13 protein-coding genes and 3 pseudogenes are annotated in these 18,889 nt (G+C 42.5%); 6 read left to right on the top strand and 10 right to left on the bottom strand.

Features of this window, described 5'->3' with window-relative positions; genetic code table 11:
* Nucleotides 1-86: 86 nt before the first annotated feature.
* Nucleotides 87-926 carry a DegV family protein gene (locus tag JCM14108_RS02430; RefSeq protein WP_035178144.1) on the bottom strand — a complete coding sequence of 280 codons (840 nt, stop codon included), beginning with the start codon at nucleotides 924-926 and terminating at the stop codon, nucleotides 87-89.
* A 116-nt stretch (nucleotides 927-1,042) separates the two neighbouring features.
* Here JCM14108_RS02430 and JCM14108_RS02425 point away from each other — a divergent pair, with 116 nt between their 5' ends.
* Nucleotides 1,043-1,369 carry a DUF7671 family protein gene (locus JCM14108_RS02425; RefSeq protein WP_035178142.1) on the top strand — a complete coding sequence of 109 codons (327 nt, stop codon included), beginning with the start codon at nucleotides 1,043-1,045 and terminating at the stop codon, nucleotides 1,367-1,369.
* 45 nt (nucleotides 1,370-1,414) lie between these two features.
* On the opposite strand, the gene JCM14108_RS02420 is transcribed toward JCM14108_RS02425, so the two are convergent.
* Nucleotides 1,415-1,648 carry a P8 family protein gene (locus JCM14108_RS02420; RefSeq protein WP_035178139.1) on the bottom strand — a complete coding sequence of 78 codons (234 nt, stop codon included), beginning with the start codon at nucleotides 1,646-1,648 and terminating at the stop codon, nucleotides 1,415-1,417.
* Nucleotides 1,649-1,733: 85 nt separating this feature from the next.
* Nucleotides 1,734-2,111, bottom strand: coding sequence for a glycine cleavage system H family protein (locus JCM14108_RS02415; protein WP_035178137.1), 378 nt, complete (start codon nucleotides 2,109-2,111; stop codon nucleotides 1,734-1,736).
* Nucleotides 2,112-2,227: 116 nt separating this feature from the next.
* Between JCM14108_RS02415 and lplA the strand changes: the two genes are divergently transcribed.
* Nucleotides 2,228-3,247, top strand: coding sequence for a lipoate--protein ligase (gene lplA / locus JCM14108_RS02410; RefSeq protein ID WP_035178134.1), 1,020 nt, complete (start codon nucleotides 2,228-2,230; stop codon nucleotides 3,245-3,247).
* A gap of 95 nt (nucleotides 3,248-3,342) precedes the next feature.
* Here lplA and JCM14108_RS02405 read toward each other — a convergent pair whose 3' ends face one another.
* The 4 genes and pseudogenes from JCM14108_RS02405 to JCM14108_RS02390 form a co-directional block, all read right to left on the bottom strand.
* On the bottom strand, nucleotides 3,343-4,326 hold the full coding sequence (locus JCM14108_RS02405) for a bile acid:sodium symporter family protein (protein ID WP_191978522.1): 984 nt from the start codon (nucleotides 4,324-4,326) through the stop codon (nucleotides 3,343-3,345).
* A gap of 61 nt (nucleotides 4,327-4,387) precedes the next feature.
* A pseudogene (ilvD, locus tag JCM14108_RS02400) lies at nucleotides 4,388-6,129 on the bottom strand (dihydroxy-acid dehydratase).
* A 463-nt stretch (nucleotides 6,130-6,592) separates the two neighbouring features.
* Nucleotides 6,593-7,861 (bottom strand): threonine ammonia-lyase IlvA, encoded by a 1,269-nt coding sequence (gene ilvA / locus JCM14108_RS02395; protein WP_035178129.1) that lies wholly within the window; start codon nucleotides 7,859-7,861, stop codon nucleotides 6,593-6,595.
* 94 nt (nucleotides 7,862-7,955) lie between these two features.
* Nucleotides 7,956-8,675: a hypothetical protein gene (locus JCM14108_RS02390; protein WP_235807082.1), complete on the bottom strand. Its 720-nt coding sequence runs from the start codon at nucleotides 8,673-8,675 to the stop codon at nucleotides 7,956-7,958.
* Nucleotides 8,676-9,423: 748 nt separating this feature from the next.
* Here JCM14108_RS02390 and ilvB point away from each other — a divergent pair.
* From ilvB to JCM14108_RS02370, 4 genes and pseudogenes are all read left to right on the top strand, one after another.
* Complete coding sequence (gene ilvB, locus JCM14108_RS02385) at nucleotides 9,424-11,127, top strand: biosynthetic-type acetolactate synthase large subunit (RefSeq protein ID WP_035178124.1); 1,704 nt, start codon at nucleotides 9,424-9,426, stop codon at nucleotides 11,125-11,127.
* Nucleotides 11,128-11,224: 97 nt separating this feature from the next.
* Nucleotides 11,225-12,261 (top strand): annotated as a pseudogene (gene ilvC, locus JCM14108_RS02380) (ketol-acid reductoisomerase).
* 216 nt (nucleotides 12,262-12,477) lie between these two features.
* Nucleotides 12,478-13,259: pseudogene (locus JCM14108_RS02375) on the top strand (ABC transporter ATP-binding protein).
* Nucleotides 13,260-13,787: 528 nt separating this feature from the next.
* Nucleotides 13,788-14,813, top strand: a complete 1,026-nt coding sequence (locus JCM14108_RS02370; protein WP_035178122.1) for a ketopantoate reductase family protein — start codon at nucleotides 13,788-13,790, stop codon at nucleotides 14,811-14,813.
* Nucleotides 14,814-15,069: 256 nt separating this feature from the next.
* Here the strand turns inward: JCM14108_RS02370 and JCM14108_RS02365 are convergent, their stop codons facing one another.
* From JCM14108_RS02365 to JCM14108_RS15035, 3 genes are all read right to left on the bottom strand, one after another.
* The gene (locus JCM14108_RS02365) at nucleotides 15,070-16,824 is read right to left on the bottom strand and encodes an alpha/beta hydrolase (protein WP_051995985.1); all 1,755 of its coding nucleotides are present in this window, start codon (nucleotides 16,822-16,824) and stop codon (nucleotides 15,070-15,072) included.
* Between the two features lie 312 nt (nucleotides 16,825-17,136).
* Nucleotides 17,137-17,862, bottom strand: a complete 726-nt coding sequence (locus JCM14108_RS15040) for an alpha/beta hydrolase (protein ID WP_237745689.1) — start codon at nucleotides 17,860-17,862, stop codon at nucleotides 17,137-17,139.
* Nucleotides 17,814-18,845 (bottom strand): hypothetical protein, encoded by a 1,032-nt coding sequence (locus tag JCM14108_RS15035; protein WP_237745688.1) that lies wholly within the window; start codon nucleotides 18,843-18,845, stop codon nucleotides 17,814-17,816. Before JCM14108_RS15035 ends, JCM14108_RS15040 begins: the two co-directional genes overlap by 49 nt.
* Between the last annotated feature and the right edge of the window lie 44 nt (nucleotides 18,846-18,889).

Raw genomic sequence — 18,889 nt, 5'->3', positions numbered from 1 at the left:
GATAAAAAAACTGGCATTGATGATTTCCATCAATACCAGAAAGTTTAGACCCTTTTAAATCTTAAAGAGTTATGTTTCTGTAAGGATTATCCAAGCAAATAAGTTACGCCGGTTGCTTCATTACCAATGAAACAAGCCATTTCCGGGTTGGTGGGGATTTTTGAAATCGGCACAAATGGAAATTGTTCACTAAGCATGTTATAAATGAAGTTTGCCCGATCAGGATTTCCGGAATGCAGGATTGAAAGGTTGACGATTGGCTCATGGTGCATGATTGCCAGCTGCTTATCCCAGAATTGGTTAACCAGGTCCTCCTGTCGGCTTCTGGTAACGAACGTAAAATCGTTGTTTTTGAATTCAATGACGTAGGAAACGTTGAGCCGCTTTTCAATTGTGCCACGAATTTTGCCAATCACCCGGCGATTAACCAATTGGGAGTTGTTTGGTGCCGAAAAAAAGATCCGGGTGTTTTGACGGACTTTACCAATAGCTGATAAAATGTGGGGCATATCTTGCCCGGCAGCGATTTTTTTGGCAGCCGTCATAACTTGATAGGCCAGGCCGGCGGCGGTAACCTGGCTGTTAACAACGGTAACCCGACTGGCAGATTTGGCGGCAGCAGTTTTAGCGTTGATATAAGTATGTGAAAGGGTATTGCTTAAATGAATTGAAAGGATTTGACTGCCGTCGGCGCCCAGTTCATTGTAAGTATGAACCAGCTCGTTGACACTGATTTCACCGATTGTCGGTGATTTGCCGGCTGAATTAAACATCTGCATGAACTTTTCATGGCTGATATGGTTCACATAGCCAAAAACTTTTCCGTTTACTAAGATAGGTGAGTTCATAACTGTGATATGATTATGGGTGATGTCCGATTGTGGTAGATGAGCGGCAGAGTCCGTCACAATTTTAATTGTTTGCATTGAAATTACCTCTTTAGAATCATTCGTTGGTCCTGTCTATAACTTAACGATACCATTATTTGGGTATTTTGATAAATATTATGATTGATTTAGATTAGAAAGGAGTTGGGTTATCGATGAAAGGCAAGTACGAAGTGAATCAATATATTGGTGTGCCATTGGAAACTGATGACTCGGGCCATTATAAAATAAAACGGGATGAAAAGGGAAGTTTTAAGCTTCACAGCTGGCGAACCGGTAAACATACCAAGGGCCGATTTAAATCATTGGGTCAAGTCTTCATAACTGAAAATAACCTTATGGTGGGCGTCGTTAAGGCAATCCCGGTAGCGTTTAAGGATCGGCATCAATTTACGCCGCTTCAACGGTTCACCAGTCAAGTTGTGCCAGACGAGGTTTTAAAAGAAGCCCAACGTCAACTTGAACAGACAAAAACAGCCTAGCACATTTACGTGCCAAGCTGTTTTTGTTTTGGTTGAAATTGAAAATTACTTCTTCAGCAGTTTCTCAACTTCGGCTTTTAGATCATCTGAAGACATGTCCATGTATTTTTCCATGTCCTTACCAGTCTTCATGGTGTCGTGATCGTTATTCTCCATGTAATAATCCCATAGAGCATCTCGTACTGGAAGTTTACTATCGCTCCAGTCGAAAGCCTCACTCATTAATTTGTTCAGTAATGGGGATTCTGCACCTGGTTCTTCTTTAATTTCTTCTGCCATAGATAACTACCTCCTTAATTGTATCTAAGTCCATTATAGTTCAAATTTAAAATTTGGCACAAAAATTGTTTCGTTAATTATTATTTTATGATGTCGGTTGGACTTTTACGATCCAGTTAGCCTTTGGGTCGGGCTTATTTAGAGTTTCAATATCTTTACCGATATCTTGGTTTTTGGCAATCACGATCCCAGCGATCGGAGATTTTAAAGTTTCAACCGATTTGTCACCTTCAATATCCAAGAGATCATCCTCAACTTGGATTTTATCCAGTTGGGTAGGGAAGTCCGCGAAGGTGATCTTTCCCATCAGCTGATAAACGGATTCATCGATTCCCAGTAAATAATTTCCATCGGCCTGTTTCGCATACCAGATGCCGTCTTTGACGTGGATATCGGTGAAAGCCGGTTGCTTTTTGCCGGAGAAGAAATTTTTAATTCGCGTCCATAATGAAACTTTAGCCATAATGACACCGCCTTGATATTATTTACCTTAATTATAACGTATAATAACGGTAGTGGATGACAATTGGCGTTAAATCAACCTATAAAACGATTACATAAATATTGGGAGGAATTGATATGTATCTGATTGATATTTCCAGGGACGGTCAGCCGAGCTACGATGCCCGGGTTAACCAGTCTTTGGATAATTATTTTGTAAACGATTTGAAATTACCGGGACATGGGTTAATGTTCTATGTTAACAAACCGTCCGTGATTATCGGTCGTAATCAAAATGTTTGGGCGGAAGTCGATGTTGATTATCTGCACGAACATAATATTGAGCTGGTTCGACGGACTTCCGGCGGCGGTGCTGTTTACCATGATATGGGAAATTTTATTTTTGAGAATATTTTGGTAGATGATGCTTCGAATTTCGGTGATTACGCGCACTTCGCAAAACCAGTCCTAAAAGCACTTCAGAAGCTGGGAATTGACGTACAAATGAAGCCCAACAGCAGTGATTTAATTTTAGATGGTAAAAAATGGTCTGGGATGACGATGTTTAAAAGTGGTAAAGGCATTGCGGCCGGCGGGACGATCATGTACGACTTGAATATTGAAAATGCTAAAAAAGTTTTGACAGAGAACCAAGTAGAAAAGCAAAAACGATTAGGCGTTTTTTCAAAGCGCAGCCCGATTGTCAATTTGAAGGACTATTTGCCTGATGGGATGACGATGGTTGAGTTTCGGGCGTATTTATTGAAGGAGCTCTTTCAAGTGAAGTCGCTTGATGCGATTGAAACATACCATATGACGGCTGATGATTGGCGAATTGCGGATCAGCGTTTGGCAGAAACTTATGGTACCGATACGTGGAATTTTGGTCATAATCCAGGATATTACAATTATCGGGATCAAAACTTTTCGGCCGGTAAATTGGGAATTAACTGGACTGTGACGGATGGCAAAATGGTCCATCTTCAATTTAATCCCTTTTTTAAAGTCGATGGTGATTTAAATGAAGTGGCTGCTTACCTAATTGGTCGGAAAGTTTCCCCGAGAATTGTTAAAAAAGCGGTTAAGCAGGGTAACATTCAAAATATTGACCACCAAAAGCTGATTGATTTTTTGATTCGAAGCTTTGAATCAGCGTAACCGACCGGATTGTTTTAGCTGTTTCAAGTAAAAAAGGCCATTTTCAAGTTTCTGAAAATGGTCTTTTTCTACTATTATATAGATTGTTTTAATGCTTAGTTATTGGCAACGTTATTTGAGGCAGTTGCGTGAATTGATTCCTGAACGGATTCAGTGGTGTGTTGACGCCACCAGGAAGAAAGAACGGATCCGGAAACGTTGTGCCAAATTGAGAAGATCGTTGATGGGATAGCAGCGGCCGGAACAAAGTATTTCATGGCCAAAGTAGCCCCAAGACTGGAGTCCTGCATTCCGACTTCGAAGGTGATCGCTTTTCGTTGCGGCTGGTGCAGTCGAATCAAGTGACCGAATAAGTAACCGAGCACGTAACCACTTAAGTTGTGAAGCATGACTACTGGAATAACCAGAGCCGTTTGGGCAGTGAATAAATCGTCGTGGTTAGCCGCGAAAACGGCACCGACAATTGCCAGAATAGCTAATTGCGAAATCAGTGGCAATACCAGGTTAACTTTTGCGGCCTGCTTACTAAATAATGTGTGAACAACAACCCCTAAGACAATCGGAATAACCACGATTTTTAACGTACTCAGGAATAATTGGGTTGTTGGAATAGCAACGTATCGGCCGGCATAAAATTGAAGCATCAATGGCAGCATGATCGGCGCCAGCAATGTGGAAAGGGCCTCGATTGAAACATCAAGGGCGACGTCTCCTTTAGCCAGATAAGCCATAACACTTGATGAAGTACCACTTGGGCAGGAGCCAACCAGAATAACTCCCACGGCAGTCGCACCGGTTAAGTGGAAGATCTGGCAAAGCAAAAAGGCAATCAGCGGCATGATGACATAGTGGGCAACCGTTCCCAGAATAACGGGAACCGGACGCTTTAAGATTCTGGCAAAATCATCTTTACTTAATGTTAGCCCCATGCCGAATAGGATAATCCCCAATAGATAGGAAGTATTTGGTGCGATCCATAAGCTGGCTTGCGGTAGGAAGTAATTAACGGCCGCCCATAAAATAACGAGTAAAGTGAACCACTTACTCATCCAATTTCCGATTTTTGATACTGTTTGCATAAGCATTCCTCCAATAAATTTCAATTCTCTAAATTTCTCTTCTATAGTTAGTGCCGGTTATTTAAAACAATTCGTCATAGCCTCTCATGACACCACCGGTATTGGCAGAAGTAACCAGTGCCTGGTAGCGGGCTAAGTAACCAGTTCGAACCTTTGGCTCAAATTTTGGCAGGTGTTTTCGGCGTTCTGCCAGTTCTTCATCTGAAACGTCGACGGAAATATCGTGGTTATCCAAATCAATCGTGATTGTATCACCGTCTTTAACCAAGGCAATATTGCCGCCTTCAGCTGCTTCTGGTGAAATATGGCCAACGGCAATGCCCCGGGTGGCACCGGAGAAGCGACCGTCAGTAATTAGGCCAACATCCCGGCCCAAGCCACGACCAACAATACTGGAAGTTGGGTTAAGCATTTCGGGCATGCCGGGACCACCTTTAGGACCTTCATAGCGAATGACAACAACGTGACCTGGTTGAACTTCACCAGAATCAATACCATGAACGGCTTCATCATGTGAATTGTAGCAAATGGCTTTACCAACAAATTTACCTTTGTCACGAATATCGGGATCAACACCACCTACTTTGATAACCGCACCATCCTGGGCGAGGTTCCATGGAGAACTGAAAGGCCGCCGACATTAGAGTAGGCGTTATCAACTGTGTGGATAACTTCCGGATTCTTGGTCTTGGCACCAGCAACGTTTTCGCGAAGGGTTTTACCGGTAACGGTCATTCGGTCGGGGTGTAGAATACCACCCTTTTCAATCAATTCGTTCAAAATAGCAGGAATCCCACCAGCAGCGTGAACGTCCTGCATCGTCCAGTGAGAGGATGGTGCGATTTTGGCCAGATACGGTACTTTCCGGCTGATCTTGTTGATATCATCGAGATTGTATTTGATGCCGGCTTCGTGGGCAATTGCCAAGCCGTGAAGAATTGTGTTGGTGGAACCGCCCATTGCCATATCAAGTGCGTAGGCATCATCAAAGGCTTCTTTGGTCATCAGGTCACGCGGTTTAATGTTGTTCTTTACCATGTACATGACCTGCTTGGCAGCTTTACGAACCAATTCTTTTCGTTCTTCCGAGTCAGCAAGGGCGGTACCATTGTATGGCAGTGCGACACCTAGAGCTTCCATCAGAGAATTCATGGAGTTGGCGGTGAACATACCGGCACATGAACCACATCCGGGGCAGGCGTTCTTTTCGTATTCCAGTAAATGTTCCTTGGAAAGCTTACCGCTCTTGAAAGCACCTACCGCTTCAAACATTGTGGAAAGTGTTGTTGCACGGCCTTTTGGATCAACTCCGGCCCGCATCGGACCACCGGAAACAAAGACTGATGGGACATTGGTTCGGGCAGCGGCCATTAACATTCCTGGCGTGATCTTGTCACAGTTTGGCATGAATAACACGCCGTCAAACCAGTGGGCGTTGATAACCGTTTCTGCTGAATCGGCAATAATTTCCCGACTGGGAAGTGAATAACGCATCCCAACGTGGCCCATTGCAATCCCATCATCCACGCCAATCGTGTTAAATTCAAATGGAATCCCACCGGCTTCTCTGATTGCCCGTTTGGCAACATCAGCCAAGGCCCGTAAGTGAATATGCCCCGGAACAATTTCAATATAGGAATTACAGATTGCAATAAACGGTTTTTTCATGTCATGTTCGTTCTTTACTCGGCCTGTTGCGTAAAGCAAACTTTTCGAGGGCGCTTCATCCACACCAACTTTGATCTTGTCGGATCGTTTATTAATTCCTTCCCCTTCTGCGTTAAAATCAAGTGTGTTTGCCATTAACTATCATCCTCTCTGATATGTAGCGGTGTGATTGGCACCAAAAATTAATTCTTGACTGCGTAGTCGGAAAACAAAAAGCCAAGAGCTGTGTTGAACAGCTCTTGGCTTGAAGTTCACCAATGCTGCCCGCCTGAGTCAGACGGGCATTACAAATTTGCCCGTCTAACTAATAATAATCACGACGAGGACAATAATTTGTAATAATAATAAAGCATTGGTCTTTTTCATAGTCGGTATTCCTTTCACTTGTCTAAGAATTGCATTAAGCTTATTATAATTTAGCTGGTTTGTAAACAGGAATTTAAGAATTTAGGGGAATACCCTTATACTTATTCTCATTTATTTTTAATTGTCAAGAATTTAGCTTGATAGCTTTGAATATAAACAAGCAACCCCATAGCGGTTGGTGAAACCTGCCATGGGGTCGCTTTATGAGAAAAACTAAAGTGATTATTAGAGCCTACACCAGCATCCGGTAGAGCATCTGGTTTTCCTGTAGGTTGATGTAGTGGGGATCAAAAGCTTTAATTCGCTCAAGTAATTGATTCAGGTTGGCAACATTTCCCAAACGAATCCCAATTAGGCAGGGGCCCATTGTGCTGTTGACCTTCTTAGTGTATTCAAATTTGGTAATGTCGTCATCGGCGTTTAGCACGTGATTGACGAATTCTCGCAGGGCACCGGCCCGTTGTGCAAAGTTAACGATGAAGTAGTGCTGCTGCTGGTTATAAAGCAGGGAGCGCTCTTCAATTTCCTGCATTCGGTTGATATCATTATTCCCACCGGAAATAACGCAGACTACGGTTTGCCCGGCAATCTGTTCTTTGTTTGCCTCCAACGCTGCGACACTCAACGCACCAGCAGGTTCTGCGACAATCGCCGTTTTGCTGTAAAGATCCAAGATAGTGTTGCAGACTTGGCCTTCCGGTATTTGGCACAAGCGATCCACATTAGCCCGGCAGGTGGCATAAGTTAATTCGCCGACTTTTTTAACTGCTGCGCCGTCGACAAAGGTGTCAAGCGTATGCAGGGCAACCGGTTTACCGGCATCGAAAGCGGCCTTCATTGACGCCGCACCACTCGGTTCAACGCCGATAATCTCTGTCGAAGGACTTTTAGCTTTGGCATATGTACTAATGCCGCTTAGTAAGCCACCACCGCCGATGGCGACAAATAACTTGTCGATGGTTAAATGCTGCTGGTTGGCGTCTTCAAAAATTTCAACGCCGATGGATCCTTGGCCGGCCATCGTATTTAGATTGTCAAAGGGGGCGATGAAGGTTTGACCGTTATCTTGGCAAAAAGTAAGGGCAGCGTCGGCTGATTCGTCAAATGTATCACCGACTAATTTGATGTTGGCATAGTCACCACCAAAATATTTGACCTGATTGACTTTTTGGGTTGGCGTTGTCGTTGGCATGAAAATGGTGGCCTGAATTTTCATCTTGTTGCAGGTCCAGGCGACCCCTTGGGCATGGTTACCGGCACTGGCACACACAACGCCGGCTTTTCTGGTGCCTTCCGGGGTTTGAGAGATAGCGTAGTAGGCGCCTCGAAGTTTAAACGAGCGAACCAACTGCTGATCTTCACGTTTAAGATAGACTTTGGCGTGGTAACGCTCGGACAAGTAACGACTGTATGCCAATGGCGTGTGCTTTACAATCGGTTTTAACACCTGATAGGCATTTTGGACATCTGTTTCGGTTAGTTTGACGGTTCTGGTTTGCATGATAAAATCACGTTCCTTTCTCAAAATAAAACTCCGGGGCCACTGTTTAATTGACAGTGGCCCCGGAGTTGGTAGTCTTAGATCGCTTTAGTTATCAATTTCCCATGTAAAGACGCAGGACAACAGACGGGCCGGCTTTTTGGACCCATTGCTGCGTTGCTTTTTTGGGATGATAAGTATCTAAGACAAAAGCAGGGTTAACTTGTTGCGCACTGCCAAATGTCATCTTTGGGTTATCGATCGCCAAACCAATCTCTTGGTTTGGCTTCATAATGGCCCCGATGATTGAAAGATCCTTAGCAGTAACGTTGCTGATTGAAATTTTAGCGATATTTTGAGAATGGGCAATTTCAATCCGGGTTGTCAAACCTACTAAACCGTATACTGAAAAGCCACCGAGATTAACAATCGCGTTGGTATTAGTATCAGTTAGTTCGGTTTTCATAGTCCGAATCTTTGCTTCAAAGTCCTCGTCTGAAAGCAGATTTGGCTGGTAAGTTGACGTTTTACTCTGATAGTCACTGATCAGGATGGTATTGGCACCACAACGAACCAGTTCATCAGCGGTGTCAGCCCAGTTTGCCGCGTCGTCACCGCCGAATGATGTATCAGCCAGCAAATGCGCACTGGTAGTGTTTCTCATGCAGCGTAAGTATTGGGCGTAATCCGATAGACTTAACACTCGGTTGGTATCTCCACCCATTAATTGATTTGCTACCGAGTCCTTGTCGATATAAAGTTCGTTGAATCCTTGTGATTCGAAGTATTTCAGCATTGGCGCGTTTGCTGCAGCTGGGATTATGCTAGTCGTCATGGTCATCATTCCTTTCTGAAATCAAAATCTATTAAGTGAGTCAAAGCAAAAAAGTCAAAATAAAAACGCTCTCTGAAAGTTTTTCAAAGGGCGTCTTTAACGCGGTACCACCTTTGTTCACGATTAGGAAAATAATCGTCTCAAATCGTGTGATGTTTACACGGCCGGATATTGGACGGTGCCGATTCGATTTTAAAACGGAACTACTTTCGTTGAAGGATTGTTGCCCTGTTCCAGCCAACCAGGACTCTCTTGCTAACAGTCAATCAAGTACTCTTTCCTGAATCGATTTCTCATTTTTTAACTTTTCGCTAACTATACCACAGGTTGTGAAAAATTGCAACAAAATTATTCAAAAAATTTTGTTGAAAAGTTATTTAAATTTTTTATTACATATAATGCCGGAAAAAGCGGTCCAACAGCAGGTTAAGAAATTTAAATTGGGGGTTGACTTGTTTTGAAAAGCTAGTATTGTCAATAGGCAAGAATTAAATTTTGCTAAGTTCTCACATGAACGGATCGCAAAATTCAATTCTCAAAATTTTTTCGAAGCGGCAAATACTTATTGTGTCAGCGTTTTCACGGAAAGCGATGAGAACTAAATTAGAAAAATTTAATTTAGGTGTTGACAAATTTAGAAAATCAGTGTTAAATTTCAAGCATCACGAAAAAGTTATTCACTGATAAACACATAAACTTAATGTGACATTGTATGAGATACTGAATTTTGGAAGGATGTGAATCAGATATGCTTGCAGAAGAATCGAAGCCAACAACTGAAATTGAAACCGGTGCTGAAATCTTAGTTGATGCATTGGCTGAACAGAAAGTTGACTTTTTGTTCGGATATCCGGGTGGTGCGGTACTGCCATTATATGACGCACTGTACACCAAATCGTTCGGCAATGTTTTGACCCGCCACGAGCAGGGAGCTGTTCATGCCGCTGAAGGTTATGCGAAGACAACTGGTAAACCAGGCGTTGTCTGTGTAACCAGTGGTCCGGGAGCTGGCAATGTTGTCACCGGAATTGCTGACGCCCAGATGGATTCCGTACCGTTGGTTGTCTTTACAGGACAGGTTACCCGTTCAGCAATTGGAACCAATGCTTTTCAAGAATTGGACATTGTTAGTGTAACCAAACCGATTACCAAGGCAAATTTTCAGGTTCAAAGCGTTGAAGAATTACATAGTGTTGTTGCCAAAGCGTTTGAAATTGCGCAAAGTGGTCGAAAGGGACCAGTTTTAGTCGATCTCCCCAAGGATGTCACTTCTCAGATGGCTGCGTTTAAAGAGCAGCCGGCAAAACCGGAAGCCACGCAACCAGCTAAACTAGGGAAAACGCAGCAAGCGACACTTGAAGCTGCTCTTCAAGCGTTGAGTCAAGCCTCAAAGCCGATTGTTATTGTTGGGGCGGGGGTTTCGGCAGCTAATGCGACGGCTGAATTCAATCAATTTATTCAGGATTGGCAGCTGCCGGTTGTTGCAACACTTCTGGGATTAGGAACCTTTCCAAATGATGAAGCGTTATTCCTGGGGATGGGCGGCATGCACGGTAGCTATGCTGCTAACATGGCGCTGGCGGAAAGCGACTATATTCTAAATGTTGGTTCCCGATTTGATGATCGATTAGTGCCAAAGGCCTCGGATTTTGCCGATCGAAAGACAATTGTGCATATTGATATTGATACGCATGAATTGAATAAAATTCTTCAGGCGGATTATTCAATTGAAGCAGACGCGAAAGCAGCGCTTCAGGCGATGAACCAGAGTAAGGCGGCTAAGCCACGGACTCCGGCCTGGAATCAACTGGTTATTGACAGGAAACTGGAAATGCCGGAAGATATTGAACCTTCAAAGGGTCAATTTAATCCCCATGAGGTAATCAAGGCGGTCGGCAAGGCAACCAACGGTGAAGCAATTGTGGTCACTGATGTTGGTCAACACCAAATGTGGGCTGCGCAATCCTACCCATTTAAGCATCCCCGGCAATTAGTTACTTCCGGTGGTTTGGGAACGATGGGCTACGGGATACCGGCTGCAATTGGCGCCAAACTTGGAAATCAAAATCGTGATGTTGTATTGTTTGTCGGCGATGGCGGTTTTCAAATGACCAGTGAAGAATTGGAAGTCTTAGCAGCTGAAAATCTCAATGTTAAAATTTTTCTTTTGAATAATCATGCATTAGGAATGATTAGACAATGGCAGGACGCGTTTTATGCAAAGCACCGCTCCAAGTCGTTATTTGATCATCAACCGGATTTCAAAAAGCTTGCCGATGCCTACGACATTCATTATCGGCAGTTGGATTCGGAACAACCGCTTGAGCAGCAGTTGAATGATATCTTTGATGACCCCAAGTCAACCTTGGTTGAGGTTCAGGTACCGGTTGACGAACAGGTTTACCCAATGGTAGCGCCTGGACATCAAAATAATGATATGCTTGGCTTTTAGCCAAAAAAATTTAAGGAGGTGAGGCCGTTCATTATTACTTGTTTTTAAGAACCTACGACGAATTGTTTCAAAAATACTTAACGTAAAAAATGGAGGAATCACTATGAGTGTAGAAATGTTATATGAAAAGGATGTTACAACCAACTATCTTCAAGGAAAGAAAATCGCCTTTATCGGTTATGGCTCACAAGGTCATGCCCAGGCTAACAACTTAAGAGACTCAGGTTACGACGTTATCGTTGGGGTTCGTCCTGGTCAATCATTTGAAAACGCCAAAATCGACGGTTTCGATGTATATTCACCAGCAGAAGCCGCTCGTCGGGCAGACTGGATTCAAATGTTAACACCTGATGAAGTTATGAGTGATGTTTACAAGAATGAAATCGAACCTAACCTTGAAGAAGGCAATGTATTAGGTTTCTCGCACGGGTTTAACATCCATTATAAGGAAATCGTACCGCCAGCCAACGTTGATGTTGTTATGATGGCCCCTAAAGGCCCAGGTAATCTTTGCCGTCGTACATACGTTGAAGGGTCCGGTGTTCCGGCATTATACGGTTATTTCCAAGACTATTCCGGCCATGCCGAAGATTTATCAAAAGAATTTGCCAAAGGAAACGGTGCCGCTCGTGCCGGATTATTGAAGACAACCTTCAAAGAAGAAACTGAAGAAGATTTGTTTGGTGAACAAACGTTTTGATGGGTGGTTTGACTTCGCTTATCGAAACCGGTTATGAAGTTTTAACTGAGGCCGGCTACTCACCACAATTAGCTTACTTTGAAGTTGAACACGAAATGAAGTTGATCTGTGACTTGATCTACGAAGGTGGTTTCAACAAGATGTATGCTGACTGCTCAAATACATCAGAATATGGATCATACGTTGTTGGTCCTAAGGTTATTGGCAAAGAATCCAAACAGGCAATGAAAGATGCTTTGAAACGCATTCAAGACGGTTCATTTGCTAAAGAATTTATGGATGATTACCGAAACGGCTTCAAGGATCTTTATAAGATGCGTGAACGTTCAGCTAACTCACTTCTTTCACGGGTTGGTGCCGATCTTCGAGATCACATGTCATTTGTTGGCGAAGCTGACAAGTACAGCACACCTACCGAAGAAGAAGCAAAATAAGCCAATCACCGCTTATAGTGACAGGATTATTTTCCAACATGTTTGATTGAATAAAATGATGAAACGACTTCCGTAAACTAACTCGGCCAGCGTTTACGGAGCGACTGTGGGCTTTTGCTCACGATAACGAAGTAACTAAAAAAGAAAGGACTGAATCAAACCCCTCACTCCGGTTTATTCAGTCCTTTTGAATACATATACATTTAGGAGGCAGCTATGGAAAGAATTTTACGATTTGATGATGTTTCGGTTACCCGCGGTAAAAAGAAAATCTTGCATCATATTAATTGGCAGGTGAATCAAAATGAGAATTGGGCTATTTTGGGATTAAACGGTGCCGGTAAAACAACCATGTTGAAAATGATTCATGGGGATTTATGGCCGACTACCGGCCGGTTGGAGGTTTTGGGCGGTGTCTTTGGCCACACTAACATTCCCGAATTGAAGACCAAAATTGGGTGGGTTAGTAATGCCCTTCAAGATCAGCTGCATACCGGTGATTTGGTAGATTTTATCGTTTTATCGGGGAAATTTGCCAGTATTGGTATTTATCAGGAGTTCTCACAGGCTGATTTAGATGAAGCCCGTCAAATCCTAATTGAAATGGGTGGGGAAAAACTATTAGGTAAAAAATATGCCGTTTTATCGCAGGGGGAACGGCAGCTGGTTTTGATTGCCAGGGCAATGATGGCTCATCCGCAATTGTTGATTTTGGATGAACCGTGCAACGGCCTGGACCTGTTTGCCAGAGAAGAATTATTGACGCGGGTTGCCCAGATCGCAAAAATGCCGAATCGACCGGCACTTCTGTTGGTTTCGCATTATACTGAAGAACTGTTACCGTGTTTTAACCATGTTTTATTGTTGCGTCAAGGCCACGTGTTCGTGCTGGAGAACGGGAAATGGTTCTAAATGAATCCAGCTTATCCGAGTTTTATGAGAAGCCCATTCAAACGGTTACCATTTCAGGTGATCGTTTGGCAGTTTATCCGAAGTGACAGCGGTTAAAATCGAAAACCGCAAACCCGCGCCTGTAACGCAGGGAACACCTATGATTCACCGAAATAATAGTATCTGATGAAAAGTGAAATGTCTTGTAACGGAAACCTTAATTAACCGTTTAGGGACATGAATCAAATTAAAAATCACATTTTAATCACGTTTAATTAAAAAACACTTGACATTTTGTTATTTAAAACTCATAATTCGAAGTATCAATTTGAAAGAAGCTTTTGTTGGTATTCAGTTTATTAGAGAAGTCATTCAGCGGCTGGAAGATGACTCTGAGACCACAAATGGTGACTTTCATGCTTTTTAATCAAATCGGTGAGCTAACCTGGTAAGCTGGTTTCGGACTTGTCCGTTAAAGCATGTCAACGAGTGGATGCAGATAGTGTATCTATGAAGGTGGTACCGCGGCTGAAAGTCGTCCTTTTGTCAGTAGTGACAGAGGGGCGATTTTTTATTTGGCCAGACTCGATTGGCAGTTGAAAATATTAGCGATTAATTGAAAGGAAGATTGGACTATGAAATATACAGTATTGGGTGCAGGCGCTATGGGACTACGTTACGGCGTTTTACTTCAGGAAGCGGGGTTTGACGTTGACTTTGTTGATACTTGGGATCAACAAGTTGACACTATTCGGCAGCAAAAAGGGGTTTACGTTTCCCGTGACGGACAAAATAAACATTTGGTGCCGGTAAACATTTATTATCCTGAAGAATATAAAGGTGATCCGGATGTGCTGATTGTCTTTACCAAACAGTACCAACTAGCTGATTTCTTAAAGCGAAGTGCTCATTTCTTTAATGATAAACAATATGTTGTTACCTGTATGAACGGCATGGGGCATATTGAAAAGTTAAATCAATATTTTCCTGAAGATCGGGTCCTTGGTGGGACGGCTTTGATTGGGACGGTTTTGAATAAGGCCGGCGACGTTGATTTTATCGGCGCTAAGGGAGCCGGTTCAATGAATATTGCCAATGAAACTGAAAAGCCTGATCAAATGACTCATCAGATTGTCGATGAGTTCACCCAGGCTGGCTTGAACCCTAATTTGACTACCAACTTTCTTGGAACACTGATGGCCAAGGTTATCTTTAATTCGGTTGTCAATACGCTTTGTACTATGTTTAAAATTCGAATGGGCGAGTATATTCAATCACCGGTGGCTAAAAAGTTGGGCGTACAGTTGATTAACGAAGCTTTTGACGTTTGTGAACGAGCCGGGATTACGCTGCTGAATACCCGTAAAGAAGAGTGGGAGACAGTTTCCTACGTTAGCCGGGTTTCCAATCCACTTCATTTTCCGTCCATGTATCAGGACATTTCAAAGAACAGACAAACAGAAGTTGATTATATTAACGGTTATATTTATGAACTGGGCTTAAAGTATCATTATGAAGCAAAGACGCATGACTTTTTGCGAAATCTGGTTCACTTAGCTGAATTTTCCGGCACGTTTGATGTTGACGGTTATATCCAATCAGTCTTGGAATCGGATAAGAAACATGCTGCTCAGCAGTCATCGGCCCAAGCGAAATCATAAGGTTAACTGATTTTGTGAAATGACATAGCACTAATCTTTCTTCTTCGACAAGTTTCAGAATTGATAATAGAAACCATTGTAGTGGAAGACACATAATAAGTAAGGCACTTTTGGCAACTTTACCCATAGTCTGTGGTCAATTGTTTAGCGGAATTAACCAGACTTATAAGCACGCTATGAAGGATAAGAAAAAGTATATAAATAAAAAGCGAAGTAGGTTTTTCCTACTTCGCTTTTTCATCTAAGTTGATAAAATTTATGCGGCAGCATTTTGTGTATTTACAACAGGTGAAGCAGTGTTTGCCGGCGTTGTCTGACCGTTTTCAACAGCATTAAGGAAATTCTGAATATGTTGCTTATAGGCAAGAACAGCATTATTGGCTGAAGCATGACCACCAACATTTCCGTCCAAGATCCATAATTGCTTATATTCGGAGTTGCTGGCGTTATACAAAGCTTTGGTTTCTGAGTCAGGAATAAAAGTATCATCTGCTGTTGCAATAAATAGTGTTGGCAGAGTTGAATTCTTAACAGCTGTTAACCCTGAAGCGTCATCTAAATTAAAGCCTTGAACAAAATGGTTAATCTTGTTTAAGTTGCTTAAAAATTGATCGTAAGGAACCAGTGGAATCGAACCATTAAGATTCCATCCGATTTTAGACGTATAACCGTTTAGCTTATTAGCGGCTCCTGTGTAAAGTGAATAAAGAAGTGAAGGAATCGTTGAGTAGCCACAATCTGCGATGACGGCTTTGACTGAAGAAGGCAAGTTTTTTTGGGCAGCGGCTTCCAGCGCGTCATCTGCTCCCAAGGATTGACCATAGAGGATATCTTCACTGTCAGGACCATTGATCTGGTCAACTTTGTTAATCCAGTTAGTCCAATCAGCCTTGTCTTTATAGCCAAAAGTCATAAACTCGCCATCACTACCATTTTGTCCCCGAGTGTAGGGCATTAAAACGTTGTAGCCCATGTCATAAAAGATTTTTGAAATGTAGCCCATCCATTCCGGTTCGGTGGTCCATCCCTGACCATAGATGATCGTTTTGGTTGATCCGGGATGAGCGATATAGGTTGCCGAAGCATTCCCAGAGCCATCGGCAAATGGTACCGTTAAAGTTTGTTTGGTTACCTCGTTGTCGTACCAGTTCTTAGCTTCAGTATAAAATTGTTTTGTGTAATCGGGATCATATTTTTGATCCAAGTCGGACCAGGTTTTATCAATATTATATCTGGTAGGTGATAATAATGTCCGAAATTGGGAAATGAGGTGAGAACCTTGTCTGGATGTCACAAACGGATAAATAAGTGAGGCTGCCCCAGCACTCGTGAGATTTGTTAACCAGTTAAGTAGCGGATTGCTGCTGGATTGTTTAATGGTTGGATCGGATGAATCAGCAGTCCCGCTAACGGTAATTTGATCTTTGTCTGTCTCATCAGAGGGGCCATCACTTTTAGCGGCTGAACTGGTTACAGAAGCTGAACTTGAGTCGGCAGTTGAAACGTCGCTTGTAGAATCAGCACTGGATTGGCTTTGAGAGAATTGAGAAGCGGTTGTCGCTTGTGAGGAAGACTGATTATTTACGATTGAATCAGATGATACTGATTGAGATGAATTTGTTTCAGTGACGCTACTATCAGTTGAGGATGATAGTGTCTCCGCTTGATCATCAACAACTGATTTTTGTGTGGCAGCCGGCGTCGTTGCTTCGGATTTTGACGAAGCATCAATGGTTTTATTTGACGCAGATTGCCCCTGATCGTTTTGATTAATTGACGAAGTTGAATCTGAAGATGAAGATGAAGACACTGTGGCCGTGGCTTGTTGCGTTGGTGTTTCTGTGCTTTGCTCAGCTGAACTAGAATCAGTCGATACATTAAAGAAAACGGATTGCTGTGGTGTTGCAACGGTGTCGGCATATGTATTTTGAATACCCCAAAATAAGCCGATGATTAATGTTGCAACTGTCAGGCTAAATAGTTGATAAATGCTTAATTGATTTTTTTTCACGCTTAATATACCCTCATATTAACTAATTTCCAAATTTAGTATACCGCTTTTTTAATTAAATGAACATGGTTAATTATTCCGGGGGTGTATGATTAATGCTAGCTATCAACTAATATAATCAAAATTACTTTTATCCCAGTCCCGTTCCTAGAAATTTTTTTAACTAGTCGTCAACAACAGTAATGTTAGCAGCTTGTGGACTACGGTCGCTGCCTTCAACGTTGGAATGAAGTCAATATTTGAGACACATTTTGAGAGAGATTTTTTGAACCAAAACCAGTTCCGCGGTTCCTTGCCCTATATCAAAAAATGTTAGGCTGCAATAGTATGGTTTGAAATTGAATTATTTTTAACGTTGCAGCAAGCATCAAGGAAGCTTTGAATATGTTGTTGATAGGCAACCACCGCATTATTGGCAGAGGCGTGACCACCCACGCGCCCATCCAGAATCCATAGCTGCTTATTCTTGGAAATGCTGGCGTTGTACAAAGCTTTGGTTTCAGAATCTGGAATGAAGTCATCATCAGCTGTTGCAATAAATAATGTGGGCAGCGCTAAATTCTTTACGGCTGTTATTCCCGAAGCATCATCAATATTGAAACTTTGAAGCAAGTAGTTAATGTTGTTGAGATTTTTCAAAAATTGATCATATGGTGCCAATGGGATCGATCCATTTAGATTCCAGCCGATTTTGGCCGTGAAGTCATTTAATTTATTAGCAGCCCTTGTATAAAGTGAATAAAGAAGTGAAGGAAGCGTTGAGTAACCACAGTCAGCAACAACTGCTTTGACAGATGATGGCAAATTCTTTTGCGCAGCGGCTTCTAAAGCCTCATCAGCTCCCATAGACTGGCCATAGAGAATGACTTCACTGCCAGAGCCGTTTATCTGGTTAACCTTATTAATCCAATTAATCCAATCTTGCTTATCTTTGTAAGCAAATGTAACAAATTCGCCATCACTACTGCCCTGACCGCGGCTATATGGCATTAAAATATTGTAACCCATATCATAGAAAATTTTTGAAACATATCCCATCCATTCTGCCTGGTTGTCCAACCCTGACCGTAAATAATAGTTTTAGTTGATCCTGGATGCGCAATGTAAGTCGCTGAAGCGTTCCCACTACCGTCCGCAAATGGGATCGTCAAATTTTCTCTCTTAACACCGATGTCGTACCATTGCTGGGCATTCGTATAAAATTGTTTTGTATATTTCGGATTGTATTTTTGATCTAAATTAGACCACGTATGATCGATCGTGTAACGAGGGAAGAATATTTTTCGACATTCCAGTAAGAAACGGACGCCTTGACGGGAAGCTAAAAGTGGGTAAATTAAAGCGGCTGTTCCGGCACTTGTCATGTTTGTCAGCCATTTGAATAGGGGATTAGAGCTTGATTGTTTAATGGTTGGATCAGTCGAATTAATGGTACCTGTGACGGTCATTTGATCTTTATCAACGCCACTAGTTGGTATGTTGCTGACACTTTCGGATTGAGCCACAGTAGTTTTTGAATCGGTTGCTTGGTTGTCATTGCTCTTTGAAAAATCAGTAGTAATCGGGTTTTGATCGGGGGCTAATGGACTAGTTGCTACGTCTTGTTGAGCAATCTGGACTTTATTTGCTGTGGCGTCTGGGCTGCTCAATGGGTTGCTTTGATTTGTTGAGTTGGTATTATCTGATGGTGTATGGGTAGTTGTTTCATTGACAGATGATTGATTCGACGGAACAGAGATTCTCTGGTCGCTGTTTTGATCGTTCGAAGAGTTGCCACCCGTGGTAATTGCGATATTTTGTGAGGGGACTTCGTCATTATTGTGGTTGGTAGAAGATGATTCTCTAGAGGGGGGTGTTTGTTGTGAGGACGTTGACTGAGATGGTATTTGAGTGCAGGTTGTTTGTGATTCAGCGTCAGCATATGTATGGTTGACAACCAGGAGGAAGCTTGATACCAAAGCAACCAAACAAGTTATTATTGAAATATTTCTTTTGTGAGCAGCTGCATTCTTTGCTTTCACGATTAAGATACCCCTTTTTTGACAGTTTATGGATTTATTATATC

It is taken from the genome of Lentilactobacillus farraginis DSM 18382 = JCM 14108 (genome assembly GCF_000583655.1).
Lineage (GTDB): Bacteria > Bacillota > Bacilli > Lactobacillales > Lactobacillaceae > Lentilactobacillus > Lentilactobacillus farraginis.
Note: the sequence above shows the minus strand (reverse complement) of the source record. Positions and strands in the feature narration are given on the sequence as shown.